This window comes from Pseudomonas sp. GW821-FHT02B10 (genome assembly GCF_059421865.1).
The window spans coordinates 1-23,811 of the sequence record NZ_JBWKVU010000004.1; the positions used below are offsets into that span (position 1 = coordinate 1).

At 65.9% G+C, this 23,811-nt stretch carries 22 protein-coding genes and 1 pseudogene; 10 read left to right on the forward strand and 13 right to left on the reverse strand.

Annotated features, from left to right (window positions below):
- Positions 1-226 precede the first annotated feature (226 nt).
- Positions 227-478, reverse strand: coding sequence for a hypothetical protein (locus tag AC07VU_RS10470; RefSeq protein WP_495029831.1), 252 nt, complete (start codon positions 476-478; stop codon positions 227-229).
- Between the two features lie 92 nt (positions 479-570).
- Between AC07VU_RS10470 and AC07VU_RS10475 the strand changes: the two genes are divergently transcribed.
- Positions 571-1,356 (forward strand): AraC family transcriptional regulator, encoded by a 786-nt coding sequence (locus tag AC07VU_RS10475; RefSeq protein WP_092421803.1) that lies wholly within the window; start codon positions 571-573, stop codon positions 1,354-1,356.
- Positions 1,357-1,390: 34 nt separating this feature from the next.
- Here the strand turns inward: AC07VU_RS10475 and AC07VU_RS10480 are convergent, their stop codons facing one another.
- Positions 1,391-2,107 carry a FadR/GntR family transcriptional regulator gene (locus AC07VU_RS10480; RefSeq protein ID WP_007930610.1) on the reverse strand — a complete coding sequence of 239 codons (717 nt, stop codon included), beginning with the start codon at positions 2,105-2,107 and terminating at the stop codon, positions 1,391-1,393.
- Positions 2,108-2,461: 354 nt separating this feature from the next.
- Here AC07VU_RS10480 and AC07VU_RS10485 point away from each other — a divergent pair, with 354 nt between their 5' ends.
- The 3 genes from AC07VU_RS10485 to AC07VU_RS10495 all read left to right on the forward strand — a co-directional run bounded on the left by AC07VU_RS10485 (position 2,462) and on the right by AC07VU_RS10495 (position 6,262).
- Positions 2,462-3,814, forward strand: a complete 1,353-nt coding sequence (locus AC07VU_RS10485) for an MFS transporter (RefSeq protein ID WP_422121738.1) — start codon at positions 2,462-2,464, stop codon at positions 3,812-3,814.
- 23 nt (positions 3,815-3,837) lie between these two features.
- Entirely contained in the window at positions 3,838-5,193 is a 1,356-nt protein-coding gene (gene gudD / locus AC07VU_RS10490; RefSeq protein ID WP_495029832.1) for a glucarate dehydratase, read from the forward strand.
- A 76-nt stretch (positions 5,194-5,269) separates the two neighbouring features.
- Entirely contained in the window at positions 5,270-6,262 is a 993-nt protein-coding gene (locus tag AC07VU_RS10495; RefSeq protein ID WP_495029833.1) for a diaminopimelate epimerase, read from the forward strand.
- A gap of 221 nt (positions 6,263-6,483) precedes the next feature.
- Here AC07VU_RS10495 and codA read toward each other — a convergent pair whose 3' ends face one another.
- The 7 genes from codA to AC07VU_RS10530 form a co-directional block, all read right to left on the reverse strand.
- A complete protein-coding gene (gene codA, locus AC07VU_RS10500) occupies positions 6,484-7,737 on the reverse strand; it encodes a cytosine deaminase (RefSeq protein WP_053261917.1) in 1,254 nt (417 codons plus the stop codon).
- 78 nt (positions 7,738-7,815) lie between these two features.
- The gene (codB, locus tag AC07VU_RS10505) at positions 7,816-9,087 is read right to left on the reverse strand and encodes a cytosine permease (protein ID WP_274304079.1); all 1,272 of its coding nucleotides are present in this window, start codon (positions 9,085-9,087) and stop codon (positions 7,816-7,818) included.
- Positions 9,088-9,315: 228 nt separating this feature from the next.
- Complete coding sequence (locus AC07VU_RS10510; RefSeq protein ID WP_495029834.1) at positions 9,316-9,939, reverse strand: NUDIX hydrolase; 624 nt, start codon at positions 9,937-9,939, stop codon at positions 9,316-9,318.
- 119 nt (positions 9,940-10,058) lie between these two features.
- Positions 10,059-10,571 carry a nucleoside 2-deoxyribosyltransferase gene (locus tag AC07VU_RS10515; RefSeq protein ID WP_495029835.1) on the reverse strand — a complete coding sequence of 171 codons (513 nt, stop codon included), beginning with the start codon at positions 10,569-10,571 and terminating at the stop codon, positions 10,059-10,061.
- Positions 10,568-11,404 carry an alpha/beta fold hydrolase gene (locus tag AC07VU_RS10520; RefSeq protein ID WP_495029836.1) on the reverse strand — a complete coding sequence of 279 codons (837 nt, stop codon included), beginning with the start codon at positions 11,402-11,404 and terminating at the stop codon, positions 10,568-10,570. The genes AC07VU_RS10515 and AC07VU_RS10520 overlap by 4 nt, the downstream gene beginning before the upstream one ends.
- A gap of 235 nt (positions 11,405-11,639) precedes the next feature.
- A complete protein-coding gene (gene queD / locus AC07VU_RS10525) occupies positions 11,640-11,996 on the reverse strand; it encodes a 6-carboxytetrahydropterin synthase QueD (RefSeq protein WP_007930577.1) in 357 nt (118 codons plus the stop codon).
- Between the two features lie 97 nt (positions 11,997-12,093).
- On the reverse strand, positions 12,094-13,173 hold the full coding sequence (locus tag AC07VU_RS10530) for a patatin-like phospholipase family protein (RefSeq protein WP_274304076.1): 1,080 nt from the start codon (positions 13,171-13,173) through the stop codon (positions 12,094-12,096).
- 160 nt (positions 13,174-13,333) lie between these two features.
- Between AC07VU_RS10530 and AC07VU_RS10535 the strand changes: the two genes are divergently transcribed.
- Genes AC07VU_RS10535 through AC07VU_RS10550 form a run of 4 tightly spaced genes read left to right on the forward strand, consistent with a single transcriptional unit; the run spans position 13,334 to position 15,934 of the window.
- Complete coding sequence (locus tag AC07VU_RS10535) at positions 13,334-13,642, forward strand: PepSY domain-containing protein (RefSeq protein ID WP_007930566.1); 309 nt, start codon at positions 13,334-13,336, stop codon at positions 13,640-13,642.
- Positions 13,642-13,956, forward strand: coding sequence for a PepSY domain-containing protein (locus AC07VU_RS10540; RefSeq protein WP_097138949.1), 315 nt, complete (start codon positions 13,642-13,644; stop codon positions 13,954-13,956). The genes AC07VU_RS10535 and AC07VU_RS10540 overlap by 1 nt, the downstream gene beginning before the upstream one ends.
- Positions 13,956-14,624 carry a response regulator transcription factor gene (locus tag AC07VU_RS10545; protein ID WP_007930561.1) on the forward strand — a complete coding sequence of 223 codons (669 nt, stop codon included), beginning with the start codon at positions 13,956-13,958 and terminating at the stop codon, positions 14,622-14,624. Before AC07VU_RS10540 ends, AC07VU_RS10545 begins: the two co-directional genes overlap by 1 nt.
- A complete protein-coding gene (locus AC07VU_RS10550) occupies positions 14,621-15,934 on the forward strand; it encodes a sensor histidine kinase (RefSeq protein ID WP_009044668.1) in 1,314 nt (437 codons plus the stop codon). The genes AC07VU_RS10545 and AC07VU_RS10550 overlap by 4 nt, the downstream gene beginning before the upstream one ends.
- Before the next feature lie 210 nt (positions 15,935-16,144).
- Here AC07VU_RS10550 and AC07VU_RS10555 read toward each other — a convergent pair whose 3' ends face one another.
- Positions 16,145-16,900 (reverse strand): methyl-accepting chemotaxis protein, encoded by a 756-nt coding sequence (locus AC07VU_RS10555; RefSeq protein WP_371858248.1) that lies wholly within the window; start codon positions 16,898-16,900, stop codon positions 16,145-16,147.
- Positions 16,901-16,927: 27 nt separating this feature from the next.
- Positions 16,928-18,217, reverse strand: a pseudogene (locus AC07VU_RS10560) (cache domain-containing protein); the annotation flags it as partial.
- 428 nt (positions 18,218-18,645) lie between these two features.
- Between AC07VU_RS10560 and AC07VU_RS10565 the strand changes: the two are divergent.
- Positions 18,646-19,962 (forward strand): Na+/H+ antiporter family protein, encoded by a 1,317-nt coding sequence (locus AC07VU_RS10565; protein ID WP_495029964.1) that lies wholly within the window; start codon positions 18,646-18,648, stop codon positions 19,960-19,962.
- Positions 19,963-20,161: 199 nt separating this feature from the next.
- Positions 20,162-21,841: a methyl-accepting chemotaxis protein CtpM gene (ctpM, locus tag AC07VU_RS10570; RefSeq protein ID WP_007932949.1), complete on the forward strand. Its 1,680-nt coding sequence runs from the start codon at positions 20,162-20,164 to the stop codon at positions 21,839-21,841.
- A 186-nt stretch (positions 21,842-22,027) separates the two neighbouring features.
- Here the strand turns inward: ctpM and AC07VU_RS10575 are convergent, their stop codons facing one another.
- Together AC07VU_RS10575 and AC07VU_RS10580 are read right to left on the reverse strand one after the other, a co-directional pair.
- Positions 22,028-22,936, reverse strand: a complete 909-nt coding sequence (locus AC07VU_RS10575) for a MurR/RpiR family transcriptional regulator (protein ID WP_495029837.1) — start codon at positions 22,934-22,936, stop codon at positions 22,028-22,030.
- Positions 22,937-23,044: 108 nt separating this feature from the next.
- Complete coding sequence (locus AC07VU_RS10580) at positions 23,045-23,809, reverse strand: ABC transporter ATP-binding protein (RefSeq protein ID WP_007927261.1); 765 nt, start codon at positions 23,807-23,809, stop codon at positions 23,045-23,047.
- Positions 23,810-23,811: the final 2 nt, after the last annotated feature.

Here is a 23,811-nt window from a genome sequence, read left to right on the forward strand (position 1 = left end):
CTTGCGGGCGCTGGAGACCCTGCGGGTCTATCGCAGCCTCGCGGGCTCGGCAGCGGCTACAGGGAGCGGTGACGCCCCCGATATTCCGGTCAGGCCCGATGTTTATGTAGCCGCTGCCGCAGGCTGCGATCGAGCGGTACGCTCGTGGGGATCTTGCGGACGCTGGAGACCCTGCGGGTCTATCGCAGCCTCGCGGGCTCGGCAGCGGCTACAGGGGCTGTCGGCGTTAGTCTTGCTCGCATAACGCCCGCAGGGCCGGGTCGCGCACGCGCATCAGCTCGAACAGCCCCAGGGCCCTGAGCGCCGGCAGGGCGGCCAGCAGATCTTCCTCGGCCACGCGGCGCTGCTGCGCCGAGGTGCCCGGGTCGCTCCACAGACGGGCATTGATCAGAAAGGCCCCCACCGTACCCTTGCGTACCTGGGTGCCGTTGAAGTCGCCATGGTTGAGTTGATCGGGTAACAGGTCTTCGGCGCGCATGGAGCAATCCTCGTGTGAATGAGCGTTCAGTCTGCGGCCCGAGGATTGGCTAAACTGCCTGGTTCTTGCCGTTGAATAACGTGAAGCAGCCAATGTCCCAACCTTTGGTTTCCCCCTTGCTCGCTCAAGCCGAGGGCGGTCCGCTGCTGGTCGCGGCGTGGCAACACAGCCCGATCGAACGGCAGACCGCCGCCCACAGTCACGCTCGCGGCCAATTGCTCGGCGCCCGGCGCGGCCTGTTGTCGGTGACGGCGGCCGACAGCCAGTGGGTGGTACCGGCGACCCATGCGGTGTGGGTGCCGCCCCGCTGCGAACACGCCTTGCGTTCCCATGGCCCGTTCGACGGCTGGAGCATCTATGTCGAGCCCGAGGCCTGCCATGAACTGCCGGCGCAACCACGGATCATTGCCACCTCCGGGCTGTTGCGGGAGGCGGTGATGCGTGCGGCGAGCTGGCCACAAGGCGCGCTGGATGAGCCGCAATTGCGCATCGCCCGGGTGATCCTCGATGAACTGGGCAGCCTGCCGGTGGAACCGTTTGGCCTGCCATTGCCTGTGGACCCGCGGTTGCGGCGGATCTGCCAGGCGCTGGCCGACGACCTGGCGGACAGCCGCGGCCTGGAGGCCTGGGCGCAATGGGCGGGGATCTCGCCACGAACCCTGGCCCGGCGTTTTGTCGCCGAGACCGGCTTTGCCTTCAGCCAGTGGCGGCAGCGCGCGCGGTTGCTGCGGGCCCTGGAGCGCCTGGCGGCGGGCGATGCGGTGACCCGGGTGGCGCTGGACCTGGGCTACGACAATGTCAGCGCCTTTATCGCCATGTTCCGCCGTCAGTTCGGGGTGACGCCGGGGCGCTATTTCGCCCGGCACGGAACAGGCTGAGCGCCGCTACCCCGATAGACGCGGGCGCATGCCCTCACCCCGCCGAAAACCGCTCCCGGCTGTTGCTCAGGTGGGTCCACATCGCCGCCCGCGCCGCATCCGGGTCCTGGCGGCGGATGGCGGCGTAGAGGGTTTCGTGTTCCTGGTTGGCCAGGGTCGCCAGTTGCGCCAGGTCGACATCGCCGCGCTCGGCGTCGCGCACCCGGGTCCGGGGGATCAGGGCGTTGCCCAATGATTGCAGGATCTGCACGAAATAGGGGTTGCCGGTGGCTTCGGCGATCAGCAGGTGGAAACGCTGGTCGGCCTCCACGCAACTGTCGTTGTTGGCCAGCAGTTGCTGGTAGTCGTCCAGCGCCTGGCGCATCTGCGCCAGTTGCTCGGCGCTGCGCCGGCGGGCGGCGAGAGCCACCGCCTGGGTTTCCAGGCCCAGGCGCAATTCGAGGATGTCGCGCACGCTCAGGGCGGTATCGACGTTCAAGCGCAGGCCGTGGGTGTCCTGGCGCTCCAGGACAAAACTGCCGACGCCATGGTGGGTTTCCACCCAGCCGGCGGCCTGCAGTTTGGAGATGGCTTCGCGCACCACGGTGCGGCTGACGCCATGGGCGCGGACGATGGTGCTTTCCGACGGCAGCTTGTCACCGGGCTTGAGCAGGCCGCGCATGATCTGTTGAGTCAGGTCGCTGACCAGGTCATGGGCCAGGTTGGTGGAAGGGCGACGGCGGCCCGGGGCGATATCGGATTCGGTGCTCATGGCAAGGTCGCGCGGGGAGGGAGCAAAAAGCTTATCACCGAAGTGGCCGGGCAGGGCGCAACTTGTCTGACATGTATGACAAGTTATCGGATAAGTCACTTCAGGGTTCAGTGCAGGTTCTCAGCGTGAGTGCAGCCTAAAAAATATTTCTGTGCCTGTATTTTTTATATATATGAATTAAATCAATCAGTTAAGTTTATTTCTCAACATTCTCTTCGATCAACAAAGCCTTGCGTACCGACTTCTGCGACGAGTCTGCGCTTGTGACGCTATTTTTCTACTTGTATGATGACTGTCAACTAGGGCGCTCGCCCAGTCACCCGCACACAACAACAAACAAGTGGGAGAGGCATCGTGAATACCACCCTCAATCCGGCCGGCGACGATTCCCTGCTGGCCATCGCCGTGGCGAAGGTCAAGCGCCATGTGCTGCCGCTGTTCGTCATCATGTTCATCGTCAACTACATCGACCGGGTCAACATCGGCTTCGTCCGCACCCACCTGGAACATGACCTGGGCATCGGCGCCGCGGCCTACGGTTTTGGCGCCGGGCTGTTCTTCATCGGTTACGCGCTGTTCGAAGTGCCATCCAACATGCTGTTGCAGCGGGTCGGCGCGCGGATCTGGCTGACCCGCATCATGTTCACCTGGGGGCTGGTGGCCACGGCCATGGCCTTCGTGCAGAACGAAACCCAGTTCTATGTGCTGCGCTTCCTGCTGGGGGTGGCCGAGGCCGGGTTCTTCCCCGGGGTGATCTACTACTTCACCCGCTGGCTGCCCGGGGTGGAGCGGGGCAAGGCGATCGCCATTTTCCTAAGCGGTTCGGCCGTGGCTTCGCTGGTCTCCGGCCCGCTGTCCGGAGCGCTGTTGCAGATCGAGGGCCTGGGCTGGCACGGCTGGCAGTGGATGTTCATCGTCGAGGGCATGGCCTCGGTGCTGCTCTGCGGTTTTGTCTGGTTCTGGCTCGACTCCACGCCCCGCGACGCCAAGTGGCTGAGCCCCGCTGAGCAAGAGGCGCTGGTGCGGGCGATCGACAGCGAACAGCGCGAGCGCGAAGCGGCGATGCCGGTCAAGCCGTCGCTCTGGACCCTGCTCAAGGACCGGCAGATCCTGCTGTTCTGCCTGATCTACTTCTGCATCCAGCTGACCATCTATGCCGCGACCTTCTGGCTGCCGAGCATCATCAAGAAGATGGGCGACCTCAGTGACCTGCAGGTGGGGTTCTTCAATTCCATTCCCTGGCTGATCTCGATCATCGCCATGTATGCCTTCGCCGCGGCGTCCGGCAAATGGAAGTTCCAGCAGGCCTGGGTCGCCAGCGCCTTGTTGGTGGCGGCCGCAGGGATGTTCCTGTCCACCACCGGCGGACCGGTGTTCGCCTTCGTCGCCGTGTGCTTCGCCGCTATCGGCTTCAAGTCGGCATCCGCGCTGTTCTGGCCGATTCCCCAGGCCTACCTGGATGCGCGCATCGCCGCCGCGGTGATCGCCCTGATCAACTCCATCGGCAACCTCGGCGGCTTCGTCGCCCCGGCCACCTTCGGCCTGCTGGAGCAGCGCACCGGGTCGATCCAGGGTGGCCTGTACGGCCTGGCGGCGACCTCGATCATCGCCGCGATCATCGTGTTTTTCGCCCGCACCCGGCCCAAGGCCCATGTCATGCCGACGCCCTTGGACGATACCCGCCCGCTGCTGGACAAAACCCACTGACTTTTGCCGACAGGAACCGACCCATGACTTTTGAATCCACCCATCATCACCCTGGCCAGACACCACTCATCACCCGACTGCAAGTGGTGCCGGTGGCCGGGCATGACAGCATGCTGCTCAACCTCAGCGGCGCCCATGGCCCGTTTTTCACCCGCAATATCGTGATCCTTACCGACAGCGCCGGTAACACCGGGGTCGGTGAAGTGCCGGGGGGCGAGCGGATTCGCGCGACCCTCGAGGAGGCCCGCGAACTGCTGGTCGGCCAGTCCATCGGCCATTACCAGAAGCTGCTCAACCAGGTGCGCCAGCGCTTTGCCGAGCGCGATGCCGGCGGGCGGGGCCAGCAGACTTTCGACCTGCGCATCGCCATCCATGCGGTGACCGCGCTGGAAGCGGCGCTGCTCGACCTGCTCGGCCAGTTTCTCGGGGTGCCGGTGGCGGCGCTGCTCGGCGAAGGCCAGCAACGCGAATCGGTGAAGATGCTCGGCTACCTGTTCTACATCGGCGACCGGCACCAGACCGACCTGGCCTACCGCAACGAAGCCGAGGCCGACGATGCCTGGCTGCGCCTGCGCCATGAACCGGCGCTGAACGCCGAGAGCATCGTGCGCCTGGCCGAGGCGGCCAAGGCGCGGTATGGCTTCAACGACTTCAAGCTCAAGGGCGGCGTGCTGCGCGGCGAAGAGGAAATGGAGGCCGTCACCGCCCTGGCCGAATGCTTTCCCAAGGCGCGCATCACGCTCGACCCCAACGGTGCCTGGTCGCTGAAACAGGCGATCGCCCTGTGCCGCGATCAACACCGGGTGCTGGCCTATGCCGAAGACCCCTGCGGTGCGGAAAACGGTTACTCCGGGCGCGAGGTGATGGCCGAATTCCGCCGCGCCACCGGGCTGCCCACGGCGACCAACATGATCGCCACCGACTGGCGGGAAATGGGCCACGCGATCCAGTTGCAAGCGGTGGACATTCCCCTGGCCGATCCGCATTTCTGGACGATGCAGGGTTCGGTGCGGGTGGCGCAGATGTGCCATGAATGGGGACTGACCTGGGGTTCGCACTCCAACAACCACTTCGACATTTCCCTGGCCATGTTCACCCATGTGGCGGCCGCGGCGCCGGGCGAGATCACCGCCATCGACACCCACTGGATCTGGCAGGACGGCCAGCACCTGACCCGCAATCCGCTGCAAATCGTCGAGGGTTGCGTGGCGGTGCCGCAGACGCCGGGGCTGGGCGTCGAACTGGACCTGGACGCGCTGGCCCGCGCCCATGAGCTGTACAACAGCCGGGGCCTGGGGGCGCGGGACGACAGCGTGGCCATGCAGTTCCTGATCCCGGGCTGGCGCTTCGACAACAAGCAGCCGTGCCTGGTGCGCTGAGCCAGGTAGAAGAGGCTTGGCCGGGCCGCTGCATTCACAGTAATGTCAGCGGCCCGTCTGCTTTTGGAGCCCTGCAATGACTGCTTTCTACGATGCCCGCGGCAATCTTTACGGCGTGGTGGCGCCCGAGGCGGTACGCCGGTTGGGGATCGCCTTGCCGGCCAGCGCGGCCGAGGCAGCGCTGGCCCGGGCCAATTGGAGCGAGCAGGCCATCGAAGCCCTGTGCAGTTGGCCCTCCGGTACCCGGCCGGAAGGGGCCAAGGCCCATCGCAGCGACGGTTTGCTGGTCGGGCCGTTCCAGGACGCGCCGCCGTTCGACCTGCTGATCGTCAACACCGACGGCACCCTGGCCGAGCGCAGCGGCAACGGTCTGACCATCTTTTCCCAGGCCTTGACCGAGCAAGGGCTGCTGCCGGCCCAGGGGCCTGCGCAGCTGCGGGTGCATCACGACAAGCCGGACGGGGTGTCGCCGCTGGCGACCCTGGTCGAGCCGGCGCAGGTCGCCGGGGTGTCCGGCTTCTGGCTGGACCTCGGGCAGCCGGCGTTTGGCCCACACGCCGTGGGTGCGCAACACGGGGTCGAGAATGACGGTTCGAGCTGTGTCGAGCTGAGCCGGGTGCGCGGGCTGGCGCGGTTGCACCCGCAATGGTGCCGTAGCCAGTTCGTGCGTATTGGCAACCCCCATTGCGTGACCCTGGTCAGTGACGCCAGCGCCTTGCCGGGCAACCGGCAGATGAGCGAAGCGCCCCTGGCCGAGGCCCTGACCCGTATCGCCTACGCCCTGCCCACCGGCAGCGGTGAACCCTGCCCGGCCGGGGTGAACCTGCAATGGGCGTGGCTGGAAGGCCCGCAGCGCATCGCCGCGCGGGTGTTCGAACGCGGCGAAGGCCCCACTGCATCCTCCGGCACCAGCGCCAGCGCGGTGGCCAGCGCGGCGTGGCGGGTCGGTTGGGTCAAGGCCGGCGAAGTCGCGGTGGTGATGCCCGGCGGCACCGCGCCGCTGCGCCTGGAAGCGCGGGGTGGGGAGTTGGTGCGGGTCAGTCTGTTCGGTACCGCCCGCGCCCTGTAGCCGCTGCCGCAGGCTGCGATCGACCGGCACGGTCGCAGCGATCTCAGGGACGCCGGAAGATCCTGCGGATCTTTGCGCAGCCTGCGGCAGCGGCTACAGGGAAGGGCTGGAATGTGATGGATGTTGGTGGATCGCCTTCACGGGCAAGCCTCGCTCCTACAGAGGAATATGCAACCTGCTTCTGTAGGCGCGAGGCTTGCCCGCGATGATGTCAGCGGTCGTTACACAAACCCCGCATCACCCGGCAGCTCGACCTGGGCCATCTGCCGTTTCATCAGCACCTTGCCGTCGCGGATCGAGTACAGCGCCAAGCCCTGGCTGCGGATCATTTCGTAGTCGCTGTCGGCCGACAGGATCAGCAGGTTGGCCGGCCGGCCTTCTTCCAGGCCGTAACGCTCGCCCAGGGCCAGGGCCTTGGCGCTGTTGTCGGTGACCAGGTCGAGGGCGCTCTGCAGGTTGCGGTAGCCGAGCATGTGGCAGATGTGCAGGCCGGCTTCCAGCACCCGCAGGATGTTGCCGTTACCCAGGGGGTACCAGGGGTCGACGATCGAGTCCTGGCCGAAACACACGTTCATCCCGGCTTCCAGCAGCTCGTTGACCCGGGTCACGCCGCGGCGTTTCGGGAAGCTGTCGAAGCGCCCCTGCAGGTGGATGCTTTCGGTGGGGCAGGAAACGAAGCTGATGCCCGAGTGGCCGAGCAGGCGGAACAGCTTGGCGCAGTAGGCGTTGTCGTAGGAACCCATGGCGGTGGTGTGGCTGGCGGTCACCCGCGAACCCATGTCGCGGCTGCGAGCTTCCTCGGCCAGCACTTCGAGAAAACGCGAGTGCGGGTCGTCGGTCTCGTCGCAATGCACGTCCACCAGGCAACCGGTGCGTTCGGCCAGGTCCATGAGGAACTTCACCGAGCTGACGCCCTGGTCACGGGTGTACTCGAAGTGCGGAATGCCGCCCACCACATCGGCGCCCAGGCGGATCGCCTCTTCCATCAACTCGCGGCCGTTGCGGTAGCTTTCGATGCCTTCCTGGGGGAAGGCGACGATCTGCATGTCGACCAGGTGCGCGCTTTGCTCGCGCACTTCGAGCATGGCCTTGAGCGCGGTCAGCTCCGGGTCGGTGACATCGACATGGGTACGCACGTGCTGGATGCCGTGGGCGGCGAGGGCGCGCAGGGTTTTCCGGGCGCGGGCCTTGGTGTCTTCCTGGGTGATGGTGACCTTGCGCTCGCCCCAGCATTCGATGCCTTCGAACAGGGTGCCGCTCATGTTCCAGCGCGGCTCGCCCGCGGTGAGGGTGGCGTCCAGGTGAATGTGCGGCTCGACGAAGGGCGGCACCACCAGGTTGCCGCCGGCGTCGAGGTCGTCGGGACCCAGGGTCGGGGCTTCGGTCTGCCGGGCGATGCTGGCGATGCGACCGTTCTCCAGGTGCAGTTCGTGCAGGCCTTCGCGGTTGCGCAGGCGGGCGTTGATGATAAGCATCGGAGCGATTCCTTTTTCAATCCAGGCGGTCAGGGTACGGCGCTCGGGCCGGCGGCCGCAACGTCGCGTGGCCCGGGCTCATGCCTGGATGTCCGCGGCGGTGGTGGCGCGTGCGCCGAGCAGGCTGCTCAGCAGCATGTAGCTCAGGGCGGCGGCCGCGATGCCTACCAGCGGCGCGACCCAGGGCGAACCGAAGGCCGCCACGGTGCCGATGGCATAGGCGCCCAGGCCGGCCCAGTTGAACGCCGGCAATTTGCTGTCGGCCAGGCGCGGGTACTGGCCGCGATAGCGATAGAAGAAGTCGGCCATGATCACCCCGCCAATCGGCGGGATCACCGTGCCCAGCAGAATCAGGTAGGGCACCAGCATGTCGTACATGCCCAGCAGCGCCAGCAGGGTACCGATCACCGCGCCAGCCAGGGTCACAGTCTTGCGTCGGCCGGTGCGCAGCAGGTTGCAGCCGGCGACGGCGAAGTTGTAGATGGTGTTGTCCTGGGTGCTCCAGATATTCAGCAGGAGCATGGCCATGGCGGCCGTGGCGAAGCCCTGTAACAGCAGCACTTCGACCACGTCCGGCTGCTGGTAGACGATGGCGCCATAGGCCCCGATCAGCACCATCAGGCCATTGCCGATGAAGAAGCCGATCAGGCTGGCCAGCACCGCGACCCTGGCCGAGCGGGAAAAGCGCGTCCAGTTGGTGGCCTGGGTGGCGCCGCTGACGAAGGTACCGAATACCAGGGTGATGGCCGTGGACAGATCGAGGCTGGCGCTCGGCACCACGGCCAGCAACCCATCGAGGCCACCGACCTTGACCGTGGCCACCCACATCGACAGCAACAGCAGCAGGGCCATGGCCGGCACCGCGATCCAGGAGAGGATTTCCAGCCCGCGATAACCGACGTAGGCGGTGGCGCAGAACATCAGGCCGAACAGCACCATCAGCCCAAGCACGGTGTCCTGGCCCAGCTCGAAATACTTGCCCAGTACCACCGCGGCGGTGGCGGTGCCCCAGGCGTACCAGCCGATCTGGGTGAAGCCGAGGATCAGGTCGCTGAGCTTGCTGCCCACCTCGCCGAAACAGAAGCGCCCCATCAGCACCGAGTTCAGGCCGCTCTTGAAGGCGATATAGCCCAGGCCCGCCGCGTACAGGCCCAGCAGCAGATTGCCGAGGACGATCACCCCGAGCATCTGGCCGAAGCTGAAGGCCACGCCGAGCTTGCCGCCGGCGAACATGGTGGCGGTGAAAAAGGTGAAGCCCAGCAGCACCATGGCCGTGGAGGCCAGGCCCTTGCGCGCGTGCATCGGCACTTCGCTGAGCGGGTAGTCGTTACCTGGATCGTTCTGCGTCATTTGCCTTCCCCTGATTGGCCCAGGCGTGGCCTGGTGCGTAAGCGACGCAGGCATCTGCTGCAGTCGCCGTGCCAACGCCCCCAGGGTCAGGGGCGCCCGGCTGGCGTTGTGCAACCTGCAGGAGATTTATAGACAAGCAGGGGATTTTTGCTTTCCGGCGCGGCCGATTGGCCGGCTCAGGCGCGAAAGCGGTGCGCCGGTGAGACAAATTGGATCACGGACACCCGATCAATCGAACAGGGTCAGGCGGGTTTCTCCACGGTGGAAGGCAAAGGCGGCTTCGATATCGCCTTCCACGGTGCGGCCACGGGACAGTTCGGGCAGGGCGTCGAGGGCGAAGAACCCGGCGTCGCTGACTTCCGAGCCGGCCACTGGGGCACTGCGTTCGTCGCGCTCGCAGAGAAAATACAGCTTGTAGAAATCCCGGGTGTCGGGGGTGAAGGGGCCCTTGGCCTTGTGCCGGACGCTGTAGAGGGCGCGGGCCGAGACGCTGAGCCCGGCCTCTTCGTGGATCTCCTTGACGATGTTTTCGGCGGCCGACAGGCCGATGTCGGCATACCCGCCGGGCATGGCCCAGCGCCCATCGGTCTGTTCGCGGACCAGGAGGATGCGCTCGTCTTCGATCAGGGCGCCGCGCACATCCACCAGGGGTGTCGAGTAGCGTTTGGCGAAGTCCGACACCAGGCCGGCGATGCGTTCCAGGGGCACGTCGGCCAGTTGCGCGAGCATGCTGTGGGCGATGTCGGCGACTTCCTGGTAACGCTCGCGGTCGAACGGGTCCTTGCAGAAATGCAGCCCGGTGGAGGCCAGGGCCTGCAAGCGTTTGGCGTGGGTGAGCCAGGTGTTTTCCATGGTGCGTGTCCTCAGGTAATCGCTGGGGCCAAATCCATCACTGTAGGAGCGAGCTTGCTCGCGATGAGGCCCTTGAGTATTGCATCGGCCTTGAAGACTTATCGCGAGCAAGCTCGCTCCTACAGGGGACGGGGCGGTGGTTGCTGGGCGAGGTAGGCGGCCAGGCGCGGCAGGGCTTCTTCGGCGCTGCGGCTGTGGCCGGCCCAGGTGCAGGCCAGCATCAGGTTGCGCGGCAGGTGGAAGTCCTCCACCAGGAAACCTTCGGCGTCGCGGCCGTCGGCGTCATGGGGCACTTGTTCGCGCAGGGTCGCGGGCGCCTCGAACCAGGCCCACACCGGTTTGCCCAGGGCGATGGCCATGCCCACCTCGAAGGCCGTACCGGAGTCCGGCTCCAGGCCGCGAAAGTCGTTGAGGTTGGCCAGCACTGCGTCGCAGTCGCGGATCATCTGCATGTTCTGCTGGCAGATCAGCTGCGCGGTCTGCTCCGGCGTCGGCTGGGCCGGCACCTGCTGGTCGAAGGGGTAGAGGCCTTGCAGGCCCTGGGCGTGGCACAGGTGCTTGAGGTATTCGCCGCGGGCGATGGCATCGCGGCGAAACAGGTCGAAGCCGGCGAGGTAGATGCGTGGGTTCATGCCTGGCTCCCGGCCTCGGGCAGAAAGCGCAGCAGCGCGGCGATGATGGCTTCCGGGGCGTCTTCCTGCAGCAGGTGGCCGGCGTTGGGCACCGCCTGGAACCGTGAACCGGGGATCAGCCGGTGCAACTGGCGCCCGCGTTCGATGGGGATCCACTGATCGTCCTCGCCCCAGAGGATCTGGGTCGGGCAGCGAATGCCGGGATAAAGCCCGGCCACCTCCGCGGTATAGCGCTCGTCCATTTGCGCGATCTGCCGGTAGAACGCGGCCTGGCCGTTGGCGCCGAGCCAGGGCTGGACGTAGGGCGCCAGTTCCCGGTCGGGGATCTCGCGCTGGATCGCCCCACGAATGTAGGCCGGTACTATGGCGCGCTGGATATAGTCCGGCACGCCGCTGAAGGCCTGTTCATGCTGGCGCACGTGCTGCACGAACGGCGAGCCCCAGGGCGACAGCGCCACCGGGTCGAGCAGGGTCAGGCTGCGGTAGTCCTTGCCGTTGAGCAGGTGGGCGCGCAGGGCGGTGGCGCCACCGAAGTCGTGGGCCACCACGTCCGGGCGCTCCAGGCCCCAGTGCTCCAGCAGTTCGGCCAGCAGCTGGTTCTGCACGCCGAGGGACACATCCTGGCCGGCGGCCTGTTCCGACTGGCCGTAGCCCAGCAGGTCGAAATAGTGCACCCGGTGGCTGGCGCTGAAATGCGGGGCGATGCGGTGCCAGACGTAGGAAGAAAACGGCGTGCCATGCACGAACACCAGAGGCGGCCCGTCACCCTGAATGGCGTAGCGCACCTTTTGTCCGTTGAAGCTGTAGGTTCGATCCAGCGGCCAGTCACTCATGTTGTGGTCCTCTGCGGGTGATCGGTCCGGCGCCTTGCTCATGCAAGGCCCGGCGCAGCCCATGCTCCTCGGCGCGCTGAGTCTGGGTGTAAGCGCGGCGCGAGCCCAGGCGATGTTTTCGCTCATGGCAGGGTTGGTGTAAAGCCGGATGTGGCTATGACCCGAGGGCCGAGCGGGCAAGCATAGGCATAAAAAAACCACCGCGGGCGGTGGTTTTTTTCAGGCGGGCGACGGTTTATTCGCCGCGATAGATGCAGCCGCTGGTGCAGGTCTCGTGAATGCGGATCGCACTCAGCTCCGGCAGCAGGGGTTTGAGCTCGTTCCAGATCCACTTGGCCAGCACTTCGCTGGTGGGGTTTTCCAGGCCGGGGATGTCGTTCAGGTAGTTGTGGTCCAGGCGCTCGTAGAGCGGCTTGAAGATCTCCTTGATCTCGGAGAAGTCGCGAATCCAGCCGGTGTGCGGATCGAGGTCGCCGCTCAGGTGGATGGCTACCTTGAACGAGTGGCCGTGCAGGCGCCCGCACTTGTGGCCTGCGGGCACGTGGGGCAGGCGGTGGGCGGATTCGAAGGTAAATTCTTTGAAGATTTCCACAGTGTCGGTCAGCTCGGTCAGGTGGCTATCGCCGCGGGCGATGTAAGGCAGGCGGCGAGTTTACCAGCTTGGTTATACGGTTGCGGGAAAACACTGACTAAAGGGTCAATAGCCGTTCGCCGAGACGACCACCTGCGGCCAGCTCGAGGAACTCGTCGCCCAGGCGCCGGCTTTCGTCCATCGCGCTGCGCCAGTATTTCTGGCGGCTGGCGTCGTCGCCCATGAAACGCTTGAAGTCGTTGCGGTCCGGCAGTTTGCCGTAGGGCAGGCGCGCCAGGTATTCCTTCGACGGTGCCAGCAGCAATACGTCCTGCAGGCGGCCCGGGTTGCCGCGGCGCCAGGGCAGGGTCTTGTCGAACCAGCCGGGAATTACCCGGTCGGTGAAGTGCGGGTAGAGCACGATATCGTCGCCGCTGTAGGGCAGGTCGAGGTGGTAGTCCAGCAGGCCGCCGTCGCGGAAGGTGCCGGCCCCGGCCCCGGGCAGGTCGCGCACGCCTTGCATGACCATCGGGATCGAACCCGAGGCCAGCAGGGCCTGGCGCAGGTTGCCGGTGTCCAGCGGCACGAAGCGCGAGGGGAAGTCGTCGAGAGCATGCAGCGGCGGCGCCAGGCGCGGGTCATGCAGCACCAGGCGTTCGAAGTGCCGCGCCAGGCGCGCGCGACCACGCAGGTTGTCGGCGATCACCGAGGACAGCCCCAGGCCCAGCCGCCCGCGATGGTCGTCGGCGAGCAGGCCGTGGCTTTTCACCACCATGATGTTCAGCCGGTAGTGCGGGTTGTCGAGAATGCTCGCATCGCGGCCGTCGAGCAGCTCGTGCAGCATGCGCTGCGAGCTCTGGCTGATCTGCGCCATGGTCACGCCCTTGGCAAAACTCTGGGCGTTGTACAGCTGGCCCAGGCGGCGGATGCCTTCGGCGGCGTCCGGCAGGCAGGCGCTGGCGAAGCGCCAGGAACCCACCGAGGCACCGATCAGCGAACGTTCCCGTGGCGCCGCTGGCAGCCATTCGCCGAACAGCGCCAGGTCCAGCCCCTGGATGCCCAGGGCTTTCGGCCCGCCGGCGGCGCCGGGCAGGGTGCCGACCTCGGCCGCGCTCAGGCCGTTGGCGCGAATGCGCGCCAGGGCGCGTGGGCCGGCCTTGAGAGTCAGGGCAGGGAACTTGATGTGGATAGCGGTCATACCGGCCTCAATCTCGAGCGACAGCGGAGTATAAAAGCTCGGGCCAGCGGCGCCGAATGAAACCTGCGCGGCGCCGATGATGGCCATTCAGTTTCAATTAAGTTCGACCCGCTATCGTGAGCCCCGTAGCAACACATAACGAGAAATTCGGAGACACCCCATGAAAACCCTGACTGCCCTGTTCACCGCGACCCTCATCGGTATGACCGCCAGCCTGGCCCATGCCCGCGACCTGGGGCCCGACGAGGCCCTGAGACTGCGCGACGCTGGTACCATTGTGTCCTTTGAAAAACTCAATGCCACGGCATTGGCCAAGCACCCGGGCGCGACCATCACCGAAACCGAGCTGGAAGAGGAGTACGGCAAGTACATCTACCAGATCGAGATGCGCGACCCTCAAGGGGTTGAGTGGGACCTGGAATTGGACGCAGTGAGCGGCCAGGTGCTCAAGGATCATCAGGATACGTAATGAAGGTGAATTTACGCGCCGGCAGCAGGGTGGCCCTGGCGCTTCTGGCTTTTTGCTCGGTGGCGCTGGCCCGCGACCTGGACCAGGACGAAGCCCTGCGCCTGCGCCAGCAAGGGGTGATCCTGCCGCTGGAGCAATTGCTGCAGCAGGCCCTGGACCGTTACCCCGGGGCCAAGTTGCTGGAAGCCGAGCTGGAAGAAAAACACGACGTCTATATCTATGAAGTCGAGCTGCTGACCACCGAGGGCGTGGTCCGCGAGCTGGACCTGGAGGCCGCCACCGGCCGCTTACTGAAAGACAAGGAAGATGACTGATGCGCCTGCTCCTGGTGGAAGACCACGTCTCCCTGGCCGACGAACTGCTGGCCGGGCTCAACCGCCAGGGTTACGCCGTGGACTGGCTGGCCGATGGTCGTGACGCGCTGTACCAGGGCGCCAGCGAGCCTTACGACCTGATCGTGCTCGACCTCGGCCTGCCCGGGGTGCCGGGCCTGGAAGTGCTGGCCAAATGGCGTGCCGGCGGCCTGGCGACCCCGGTGCTGATCCTCACCGCCCGCGGGTCCTGGGCCGAGCGCATCGAAGGCCTGAAGGCCGGTGCCGACGACTACCTGACCAAACCCTTCCACCCGGAAGAATTGCACCTGCGCATCCAGGCGCTGCTGCGCCGTTCCCACGGCCAGGCCAACCAGCCGACATTGCAGGCCGCCGGGCTGCACCTCGACGAGGGCCGCCAGTGCGTGCTGCGCGACGGCGTGGATATCCAGCTGACCGCCGCCGAATTCCGCCTGTTGCGCTACTTCATGCTGCACCCGGAGCAGATCCTCTCGAAAAGCCATTTGGCCGAGCACCTCTACGACGGTGAGACCGAGCGCGATTCCAACGTGCTGGAAGTCCACGTCAATCACCTGCGGCGCAAACTCGGGCGCAGCGTGATCGAAACCCGCCGCGGCCAGGGCTACCTGTTCGGCGGGAACGCCCAGTGAGGTCGATCCAGCGCCGCCTGAGCCTGGGCCTGATCAGCGTGATGGTGATTGTCGGCCTGGTGCTGGCGCAGACCAGCCTGTGGCTGTTCGAGATGGGCTTGCAACGCTACCTGGAAGCCGGCTTGCGCAACGACAGCGAAAGCCTGCTGGTGGCGCTGGTCCGGGGCCCCCAGGGTTTGCAGCTGGACGAGCGGCGGTTGTCGCCGGCTTATCAGCGGCCGTTTTCCGGGCATTACTTCCGTATCGACTTCGATGACGTGCACTGGCGCTCCCGCTCGCTGTGGGACCAGGACCTGCCTGCATTGGCACAGACCGGTCTGCACAGCAACCTGCAACTGGGGCCGGAAGGCCAGCGCCTGCTGGTGCTGCGCACCGACTACCGGCGCCTCGGGCAGTCGATTTCCATCAGCGTGGCCCAGGACTACACCCCGGTGCGCGAGAGCTTCCTGCGCATGCAGCAGGTGGGCCTGGGCCTGGGCCTGGCCGGCCTGCTGCTGATCCTGATCCTGCAGCGGGTCACCGTGCGCCGTGCCTTGCGCCCGCTGGAGCAGGCCCGCGAGCAGATCGCCCAATTGCAACGCGGCCAGCGTTCGCAACTGGACGAACAGGTGCCGCTGGAGCTGGAACCGCTGGTGGCGCAGATCAACCATTTGCTGGCCCATACCGAAGACAGCCTGAAGCGTTCGCGTAATGCCCTGGGCAACCTCGGGCACGCGCTGAAGACCCCGCTGGCGGTGCTGCTGAGCCTGGCCTCCAACCCCAAGCTGCAGGCGCACCCGGAGCTGCGCCAGTTGCTCGAGGAGCAGCTGGAGCAGGTGCAGCAGCGGCTCAACCGCGAGTTGAACCGCGCGCGCCTGGCCGGCGATGCGTTGCCCGGCGCGCTGTTCGATTGCGACGCCGAGCTGCCGGGGCTGCTGGCGACCCTGAGCATGATCCATGGCGAGCACCTGGACCTGAGCTATCAGGCGGCCCCCGGCCTGCAACTGCCCTGGGACCGGGAAGACCTGCTGGAACTGCTGGGCAACCTGCTGGACAACGCCTGCAAGTGGGCCGATGCCGAAGTGGCGCTGAGCGTGTGGCAGACCGCCGAGGGTTATGGCCTGGCGGTGGACGACGACGGGCCGGGGATTCCCGAGGAGCAGCGCAGCCAGGTGTTCAGCCGTGGCGCGCGCCTGGACGAACAGACCGACGGCCACGGCCTGGGCCTGGGCATCGTGCGCGATATCGTCGAGAGCTGGGGCGGGGTGCTGCGCTTGCTGGAAAGCCCGCAGGGCGGGCTGCGGGTGTTGATCGAGTTGCCTGGGCGCTGATATTGCCGGTGCTGAATCCCTGAATCCCTGTAGCCGCTGCCGAGGCACGAGGCTGCGATCGGGTTGGGCGGCATTCCGACGAAGCGCCCGCCAACCCTATGCCTGCGGTGTATCTGATCGACCGAGTCGCCGGGTCTACGACTGCTGCGCAGCCGATCGCAGCCTCGTGCCTCGGCAGCGGCTACACCGAGGCGTTTTTGAAAGGGGAGGTCAGACCCGGAACTGGTCCATCAGGCTCTGCTGCTGGTTGGCCAGGCTGTTCAGCGACTGGCTGACCCGCGCCGATTCGTTGGCCTGTTCCGACAGCGATTCGGTGACGTCGCGGATGGTCGCCACGTTGTTGTTGATCTCCTCGGCCACCGCGCTTTGCTCTTCGGCGGCGCTGGCGATCTGCAGGTTCATGTCGCTGATCACCGTCACCGCGTCGCCGATCTGCCGCAGGGCGGTGACCGCCTGGCCGACCTGCTCGACGCTGCCCTGGGCCTGGCGATGGCTGTTGCCCATCGAACCGACCACTTCCTGGGTGCCGCTTTGCAGCTGCTCGATGACCTGGCGGGTTTCCTCCACCGATTCCTGGGTGCGCCGGGCGAGGTTGCGCACTTCGTCGGCGACCACTGCGAAACCGCGCCCGGCCTCGCCGGCGCGGGCGGCCTCGATGGCGGCGTTGAGGGCCAGCAGGTTGGTCTGTTCGGCGATGGCGCGAATCACTTCCAGCACCGTACCGATCTTTTCACTGTTGGCGGCCAGGCCTTCGACCTGGGTCATGGCGGTGCTCATATCGGCCGCCAGGTGATCGATGCTCGCGGTAGTGCGGTCGATCACGCTCAGGCCCTGGCGCGTGGCCTGGTCGGCATCGCGGGCGGCCTGCGCGGCCTGGGCCGCGCTGCGGGCGACGTCCTGGGCGGTGGCGCTCATCTCGTGGGACGCGGTGGCCACCTGGTCGACCTGGCGATACTGCTGCTCCATGCCGGCGATGATCGGTTGCAGCTTGTCGAGGAAGCGGTTGAACCAGCCGGCCAGCTGGCCCAGTTCGTCTTTTTTGTCGTAGGCCAGGCGTCGGGTCAGGTCGCCTTCGCCGCTGGCGATGTCTTCCAGCATGTGCGCCACGCCGAGGATCGGCCGGGTCACGCTGCGCGCCATCAGCCACACCAGCAGCAGGCCGAGCACCGCGGCCAGCAGGCCCAGGCCCAGTTCGACCAGGGTGCCTGCCTTATTGCTCTGGTCCAGCTGGTTTTTCAGGGCTTCGGCCGGGCCCACCAGGACCCGCTCCGGCACTTGCAGCAGCACGCCCCAGGGCTTGCCGCCGGGAATCGGGGTGAAGGGCGCGAGTACTTTCAGGGCGTTGTCGTCGTGCAGGCTCTGGGTCTGGGTGCTGGCCGACAGCAGGCGGATCAGTTCGCCACCGTTGGTTTTGTCCAGTTGGTCCAGGCGCTGGCTGAGCTTGCTGGCGTCGGCGCTGTAGCCGGCGAGCAGGCCGACCGGGCTGATGATGCTGACCATGGTCTGGCCGTCGTAGAGCTCCTTGCTCGCTTGCTGGCTGACCGATTGCAGGCTGTTGAGGTTGATGTCCACCGACAGCGAGGCGATGACTTTGCCGTTCACCAGCAGCGGGAACACGATGCTGGTCATCAGCACGTTCTGGCCATCGATCACATAGAAGTAAGGCTCGATCACACAAGGCTTGAGGGTATTGCGCGGACAGGTGAACCAGGCGTTGGCCGGCTGGCCGCTGGGGCCGGTGGTGGTGTCGCTCATGTCGCTTTCCGGCAGCGCCATGGAGGTCAGCTTGCCCGGGGTCGGCTGTGACCAGTACAGGGCGAAGCGGCCCTTGTCGTTGCTGCCCAGTTCGCTCTGGCCGCTGAAGAGTTCGTCCTTGCCGTCCAGCGCGTTGGCTTCGAACACCAGCGACAGGCCGAGCAGGTCGGGGTTGGCCTGCAGCGCCGACTTCACCTGGCGGGTCAGGTCTTCGCGCAGGTCGAAGGCATCGAGGAAGCGCTTTTCGGCCTGCTCGCGCAGGAACAGCACCTGGCGCGAGAAGCCGTGGCCGTATTGATAGGCGTCCATGAATTGCTGGCGGATACCCAGCGCCTGGACCTCGCCCTGGGCCTCGATGCGGGCTTGGGCGGCTTCGTTGAGCATCTCCATGCTCGAAGCCTTCACCAGTGCGGAGCTGTGCTCCATGCGGTACAGCGAAAGCCCCACCAGCAGGGTCACTACCGCGGCCAGGCAGAGGCCGGCGAGCAGGGTGATTTTCCACTGGATGGAAAGTTGTCTGAGCGACATGGAGACGTCCTTATTCGATATTTATTTGAGACTTTGCAGCGTATCGGCCGCAGAACGGCCTTCTTTAAACGCTCGTTCGAATGCCGCTCCCTGTAGCCGCTGCCGCAGGCTGCGATCGAGTGCGCAGCACTCGCAAAGGCACGCAATGCGACTGGCCTGGAAGACTCGATTCTCAGACCTGGCGTCCGCTGCGCGGCCGATCGCAGGCTGCGCCAGCGGCTACAAGTGACGGCGGAGTTGCCGGCGCAGGCGGTAGTCGGTCGGGCAGCGAGTGCCCGCCGGTTTTGACAAGCGTTGCCCGCTGCTGCAAAGTGCGCGCCCTCTAATAAGACCCTCCTTTTTCAATCCGGCGTCGGCAATGGTTGCCCTCTGGCCGGACTCATTCCTTTTGCGGCGTTTTCCCGCCGCAGTGCCATGAGGTAACGATGATTAATGCAGTAATTGCCGCGGTTGGCGTCATGCTGGTCCTCAGCCTGTCCCGCGTGCATGTGGTGATCGCGCTGATCGTAGGCGCGCTGGTGGGTGGGCTGACCGGTGGCCTGGGCATCGAGGCGACCCTCAAGGCTTTCAATAATGGCCTCGGCGGCGGGGCGACGGTGGCCCTGTCCTACGCCTTGCTCGGCGCCTTTGCGGTGGCGATCGCCAAGTCCGGCCTGGCCCACGCCCTGGCGGACAAGATCCTGCTGCTGGTGGACCGCCAGGACGCCAATGGCGGCGGCAACGTCAAATGGCTGCTGATCGGCCTGTTGTGGGTGGTGGCGATCGCCTCGCAGAACATACTGCCGATCCATATCGCCTTCATCCCGCTGCTGGTGCCGCCGCTGTTGTATGTGCTGAGCAAACTGCAGCTGGACCGACGGTTGATCGCCTGCGTCATCACCTTCGGCCTGATCACTCCGTACATGTTCCTGCCGGTGGGGTTCGGCAACATCTTCCTCAACGAGATCCTGCTGGCCAACGTCGCCCGCAGCGGTGTGGACATCAGCAACATCAATGTCACCCACGCCATGGGCATTCCGGCCCTGGGCATGGTCTTCGGCCTGCTGCTGGCCTTTGTCAGCTACCGCAAGAAGCGCATGTATGACCTGGAGCTGATCGAGAAAGTCGAGCAGGTGACGGTGCAATACAACCCGCGCACGCTGCTGGTGGCGGGCCTGGCGATTGTCGCGGCCTTTGTCATCCAGCTGTTGCTGGACTCGATGATTATCGGGGCGTTGTCTGGTTTCCTGATCTTCTCGGTGTCGGGCATCGTGCGCTGGCGCGAGACCGACGACCTGTTCACCGAAGGCATGAAGATGATGGCGATGATCGGCTTCATCATGATCGCCGCCGCCGGTTTCGCCGAAGTGATGAAGGCCACCGGCGAGGTGAAGAGCCTGGTGGAGTCCTCGGCCAGCTGGATCGGCCACAGCAAGGGCGTCGGCGCCTTGCTGATGCTGCTGGTGGGGCTGCTGGTGACCATGGGCATCGGCTCGTCGTTCTCCACTGTGCCGATCCTGGCGACCATCTTCGTGCCGCTGTGCGTGCAGCTGGGCTTCAGCCCGCTGGCCATCGTCTGCATCGTCGGCACCGCCGGCGCATTGGGCGACGCCGGCTCGCCGGCCTCGGACTCGACCCTGGGCCCGACCTCCGGCCTGAACATCGACGGCCAGCATCACCACATCTGGGACACCGTGGTCCCGACCTTCCTGCACTACAACCTGCCGCTGCTGGCGTTCGGCTGGGTGGCCGCCATGGTGCTCTGAGGCCGCTGGGTTTCAGCCGCACCGCAGTGTTTTCATCGCGAGCAAGCTTCGCTCCTACAGAAGCGTGAAGCTTGCTCGCGAAAGATCTCAAGGGCGCTGGGTGGCCGCAGATTCCGCTCTTCATCCTGCGGGGCTCAACTTTTGTGACGGCGTGCCGTTAAGGCTGTATCACGCCAACAACATCAAGAGTGAACCTCCTATGCGCTTAAGTCTGAAGGGCAAAGTCCTGTCCCTCGCGGTCCTCCCGGTCCTGTTGTTTGCGCTGGTGATCAGCCTGACCACGGTCGTCATGCTCAAGGAGCAGGCGCAGAACGAGGTGGATGAGACCCGGCAGCGCCTGCTCGGCGAGGCCAAGACCACGCTGCAGAGTTATGTGGAGGTGGCCTTGAGCACCGTCAAGCCGCTCTACGACGCGGCGGCGCCCGGCGATACCGCGGCCCGCGCCCAAGTGGTGAAGCTGCTGTCGAACATCACCTACGGCAAGGACGGTTACTTCTTCGGCTACGACTCCGAGACGGTGCGCCTGTTCAAGGGCAACAGCCCGGACGGCGTCGGCAAGAGCTTCAAGGACAACCGCGACCCCAACGGCGTGTACGTCAACCGCGAGCTGGTCAAGGTCGGCAAGGACGGCACGCATTATGTGCAGTACAGCTCGACCCAGCCGGGCAGCGACGTGCTGGTGCCGAAACTGGGGTACACCGAATACCTGCCCAAGTGGGACCTGATCGTCGGCTCCTCGGTGAACCTGGACGGCATCGACGCCCAGGTGGCCGAGGTCGAGGCCAGCGTCAACCAGCGCATGCGGGGCATGGTCCTGAGCATCATCGGCATCGCCGTGGTGGTGCTGCTGGTGATCGCCGCCATCGGCCTGCTGGTGGCCAATACCATCCTGCGGCCGCTGAACCTGATGAAGCTCAACCTCGACGATATCGCCGCCGGCGAAGGCGACCTGACCCGCCGCCTGGCCATCACCAGCCAGGACGAGCTGGGCGACCTGGCCAGTTCCTTCAACCGTTTCGTCGACAAGATCCACGGCCTGGTGCGGCAGATCACCGAGATGACCGGCCAACTGACCGGCCTGGTGACCCAGGTGTCCGAACAGGCCCAGCGTTCCGAGCAGGCCATGGAGCGCCAGCGTCACGAGACCGATCAGGTGGCCACGGCGATCAATCAAATGTCGTCGGCGGCCCAGGAAGTGGCGCGCAGTGCCCAGGGCGCGGCCGTGGCGGCGCAGCAGACCGACGAGGAAGGCCAGGCGGCCAAGCGCGTGGTGGATGGCAGCATCCAGCAGATTCACGCGCTGGTCAGCGATATCCGCAGCAGCGGCACCTCCCTGGACAGCCTGCAGAAGGACGTGGCGTCGATTGTCAGCGTGCTCGACGTGATCCGTTCCATCGCCGAGCAGACCAACCTGCTGGCCCTCAACGCCGCCATCGAAGCGGCGCGGGCCGGTGAGGCCGGGCGTGGCTTCGCGGTGGTGGCCGACGAGGTCAGGGCGCTGGCCAGCCGCACGCAGCAGAGCACCCAGGAAATCCAGGGCATGATCGACCGCCTGCAACAGGGCACGCGCACCGCCGTGGAGGCCATGCGCCGCTCCAGCGACGCCGGCGACGGCACTTCGCACCAGGCCAATGAGGCGGGGGCTTCGCTGGATGCCATGGCGCAACTGATCGGCACCATCAACTCGATGAACGCGCAGATCGCCAGTGCCGCGGAAGAACAGACCGCGGTGGCCGAAGAGATCAACCGCAGCGTGCACCAGATCGCGGTGGCGGTGGACAGCGTCGCCGACGAAACCCAGCTCGGCGCCCAGACCTCACGCAGCCTGGCCGACCTCGGCCAGCGCCTGGGCAAGCTGGTGGGGCAGTTCCGTATTTGACGCTGGAGGCTCTCTTGTAGCCGCTGCCGCAGGCTGCGATAGGCCGGGGTCGCGCTCGACCCGCAGGACCTTCCTGCGATCTCAAGAGCACGGCTCCTTCGGAGCCGATCGCAGCCTGCGGCAGCGGCTACAGGGGCTGTCAGGCATTCACATCGAGCCAGCCCCTGTAGCCCGATAAAAACCGCCTCACGGCTTGCGCGGTTTGCCGCTGCCCGGGATATGCAGGTAGGACATCACGCTTTCGGTCAGCTCGGTCGCCAGCTTGACCGCTTCCTTGTTGCGCGCCATCACCCCGGCCACCAAGCCTTCGATCAGGGCCAGCACCGCGATGTTGGAGCTGGTCATCACCGGATGGTCGGCGGGGGCGAACAGCACATGTTCGGCAATGCTGGCCAGCGGCGAGGCAGGCGAGTCGGTGATGGCCAGCACTGAGGCGCCGCGTTCGTTGGCGAAACGGGCGAGTTGCAGAGTGTCCAGGGAGTAGCGCGGCAGGGAGATGGCCAGCAATACGTCCTGATCGGTGATCGCGGCCAGGCGGTAGGCGGCATTTTCGTTGCCGCCCTCCATGCTGATGGCGGTGGCGTCGGCACAGAAGGGCATCAGGGTCGAGGCGGCGAGGCCGGCGAAGTAGACGCTGTTGCCAAAGCCCAGGATGTAGATCTTGCGCGCCTGGACCAGGCTGGTGACGAAGGCGTCGAAGGTCTGGGCATGATTGTTGGTCGCCGTCATGGCGAGGTTGCTGCTGGCGCTCTGGATCTGTTCGTGCAGGCCGAAGGCGCCACCGGGGCGATGGGCCAGTTCGTTGCGCAGCTTGTCGACCGGCGAGACCATTTGCTGCAGCGTCGTCACCAGCTCGGCCTTCATGCCGGTGTAGCCGCCGAGGTCGAGGGTCTTGGCCAGCCGGTTGACCGCCGCCGGCGAGGTCGAGGTTGCGTGGGCCATCTCTTCGATGGTCAGCGTCGCGGCCTTCAACGGATGGCGCAGGATAAAGTCCGCGACCTTGCGCAGCGACGGCGGCAGGTCGGCAACGATTTGTGCCAGTTTGCGCATCACCGGCGCGGCATAGACCGTGGTGTCTTTCAGTGGGGTCGGCATATCCGGCTCAACATGTCCTGAGGATGGGAGGAGGGGCACAAGGTTGGCGGAGTGTATCCGAAGCCGCCCCCTGGCGTGCAGCGCCAGGCCAGGGGGCGCCGCGTCGGGTTATTTCAGGCTGCCGGCGAGGAACTGCCGCAGGCGTTCGGACTGGGGCCTGGCCAGCACTTCGCGCGGCTCGCCGCGTTCTTCGACCAGGCCCTGGTGGAGGAATACCAGCTGGTTCGAAACCTCGCGGGCAAAGCCCATTTCGTGGGTCACCACGACCATGGTCCGGCCTTCCTGGGCGAGGTCCTGCATCACCTTGAGCACGTCGCCGACCAGTTCCGGGTCGAGTGCCGAAGTCGGCTCGTCGAACAGCATCACTTCCGGTTCCATGGCCAGCGCCCGGGCAATCGCCACGCGCTGCTGCTCGCCGCCCGACATATGGGCCGGCCAGGCGTCCATACGGTGCGCCACGCCGACCTTGTCCAGGTAGTGCCCGGCCTTTTCCCGGGCCTCCTGCTTGCTCAGGCCCAGCACATGCACCGGTGCTTCCATGACGTTTTCCAGGGCGCTCATGTGCGACCACAGGTTGAAGTGCTGGAACACCATCGACAGCCGCGAACGCATGCGTTGCAACTGCCTGGGGTCGGCCGCCTTGAGGCTGCCGAGTTTACTGGCGCGCAGTTCGAGGGGTTCGCCATTGAGCACGATGCTGCCTGCGCTGGGCTGCTCCAGCAGGTTGATGCAGCGCAGGAAGGTGCTTTTGCCGGAGCCGCTGGAGCCGATGAGGCTGATCACGTCGCCGGCTTTCGCCTGCAGGGACACACCCTTGAGTACCTGGTGCGCGCCGTAGCTTTTGTGCAGGTCCTGAATTTCAAGTTTGTACATGG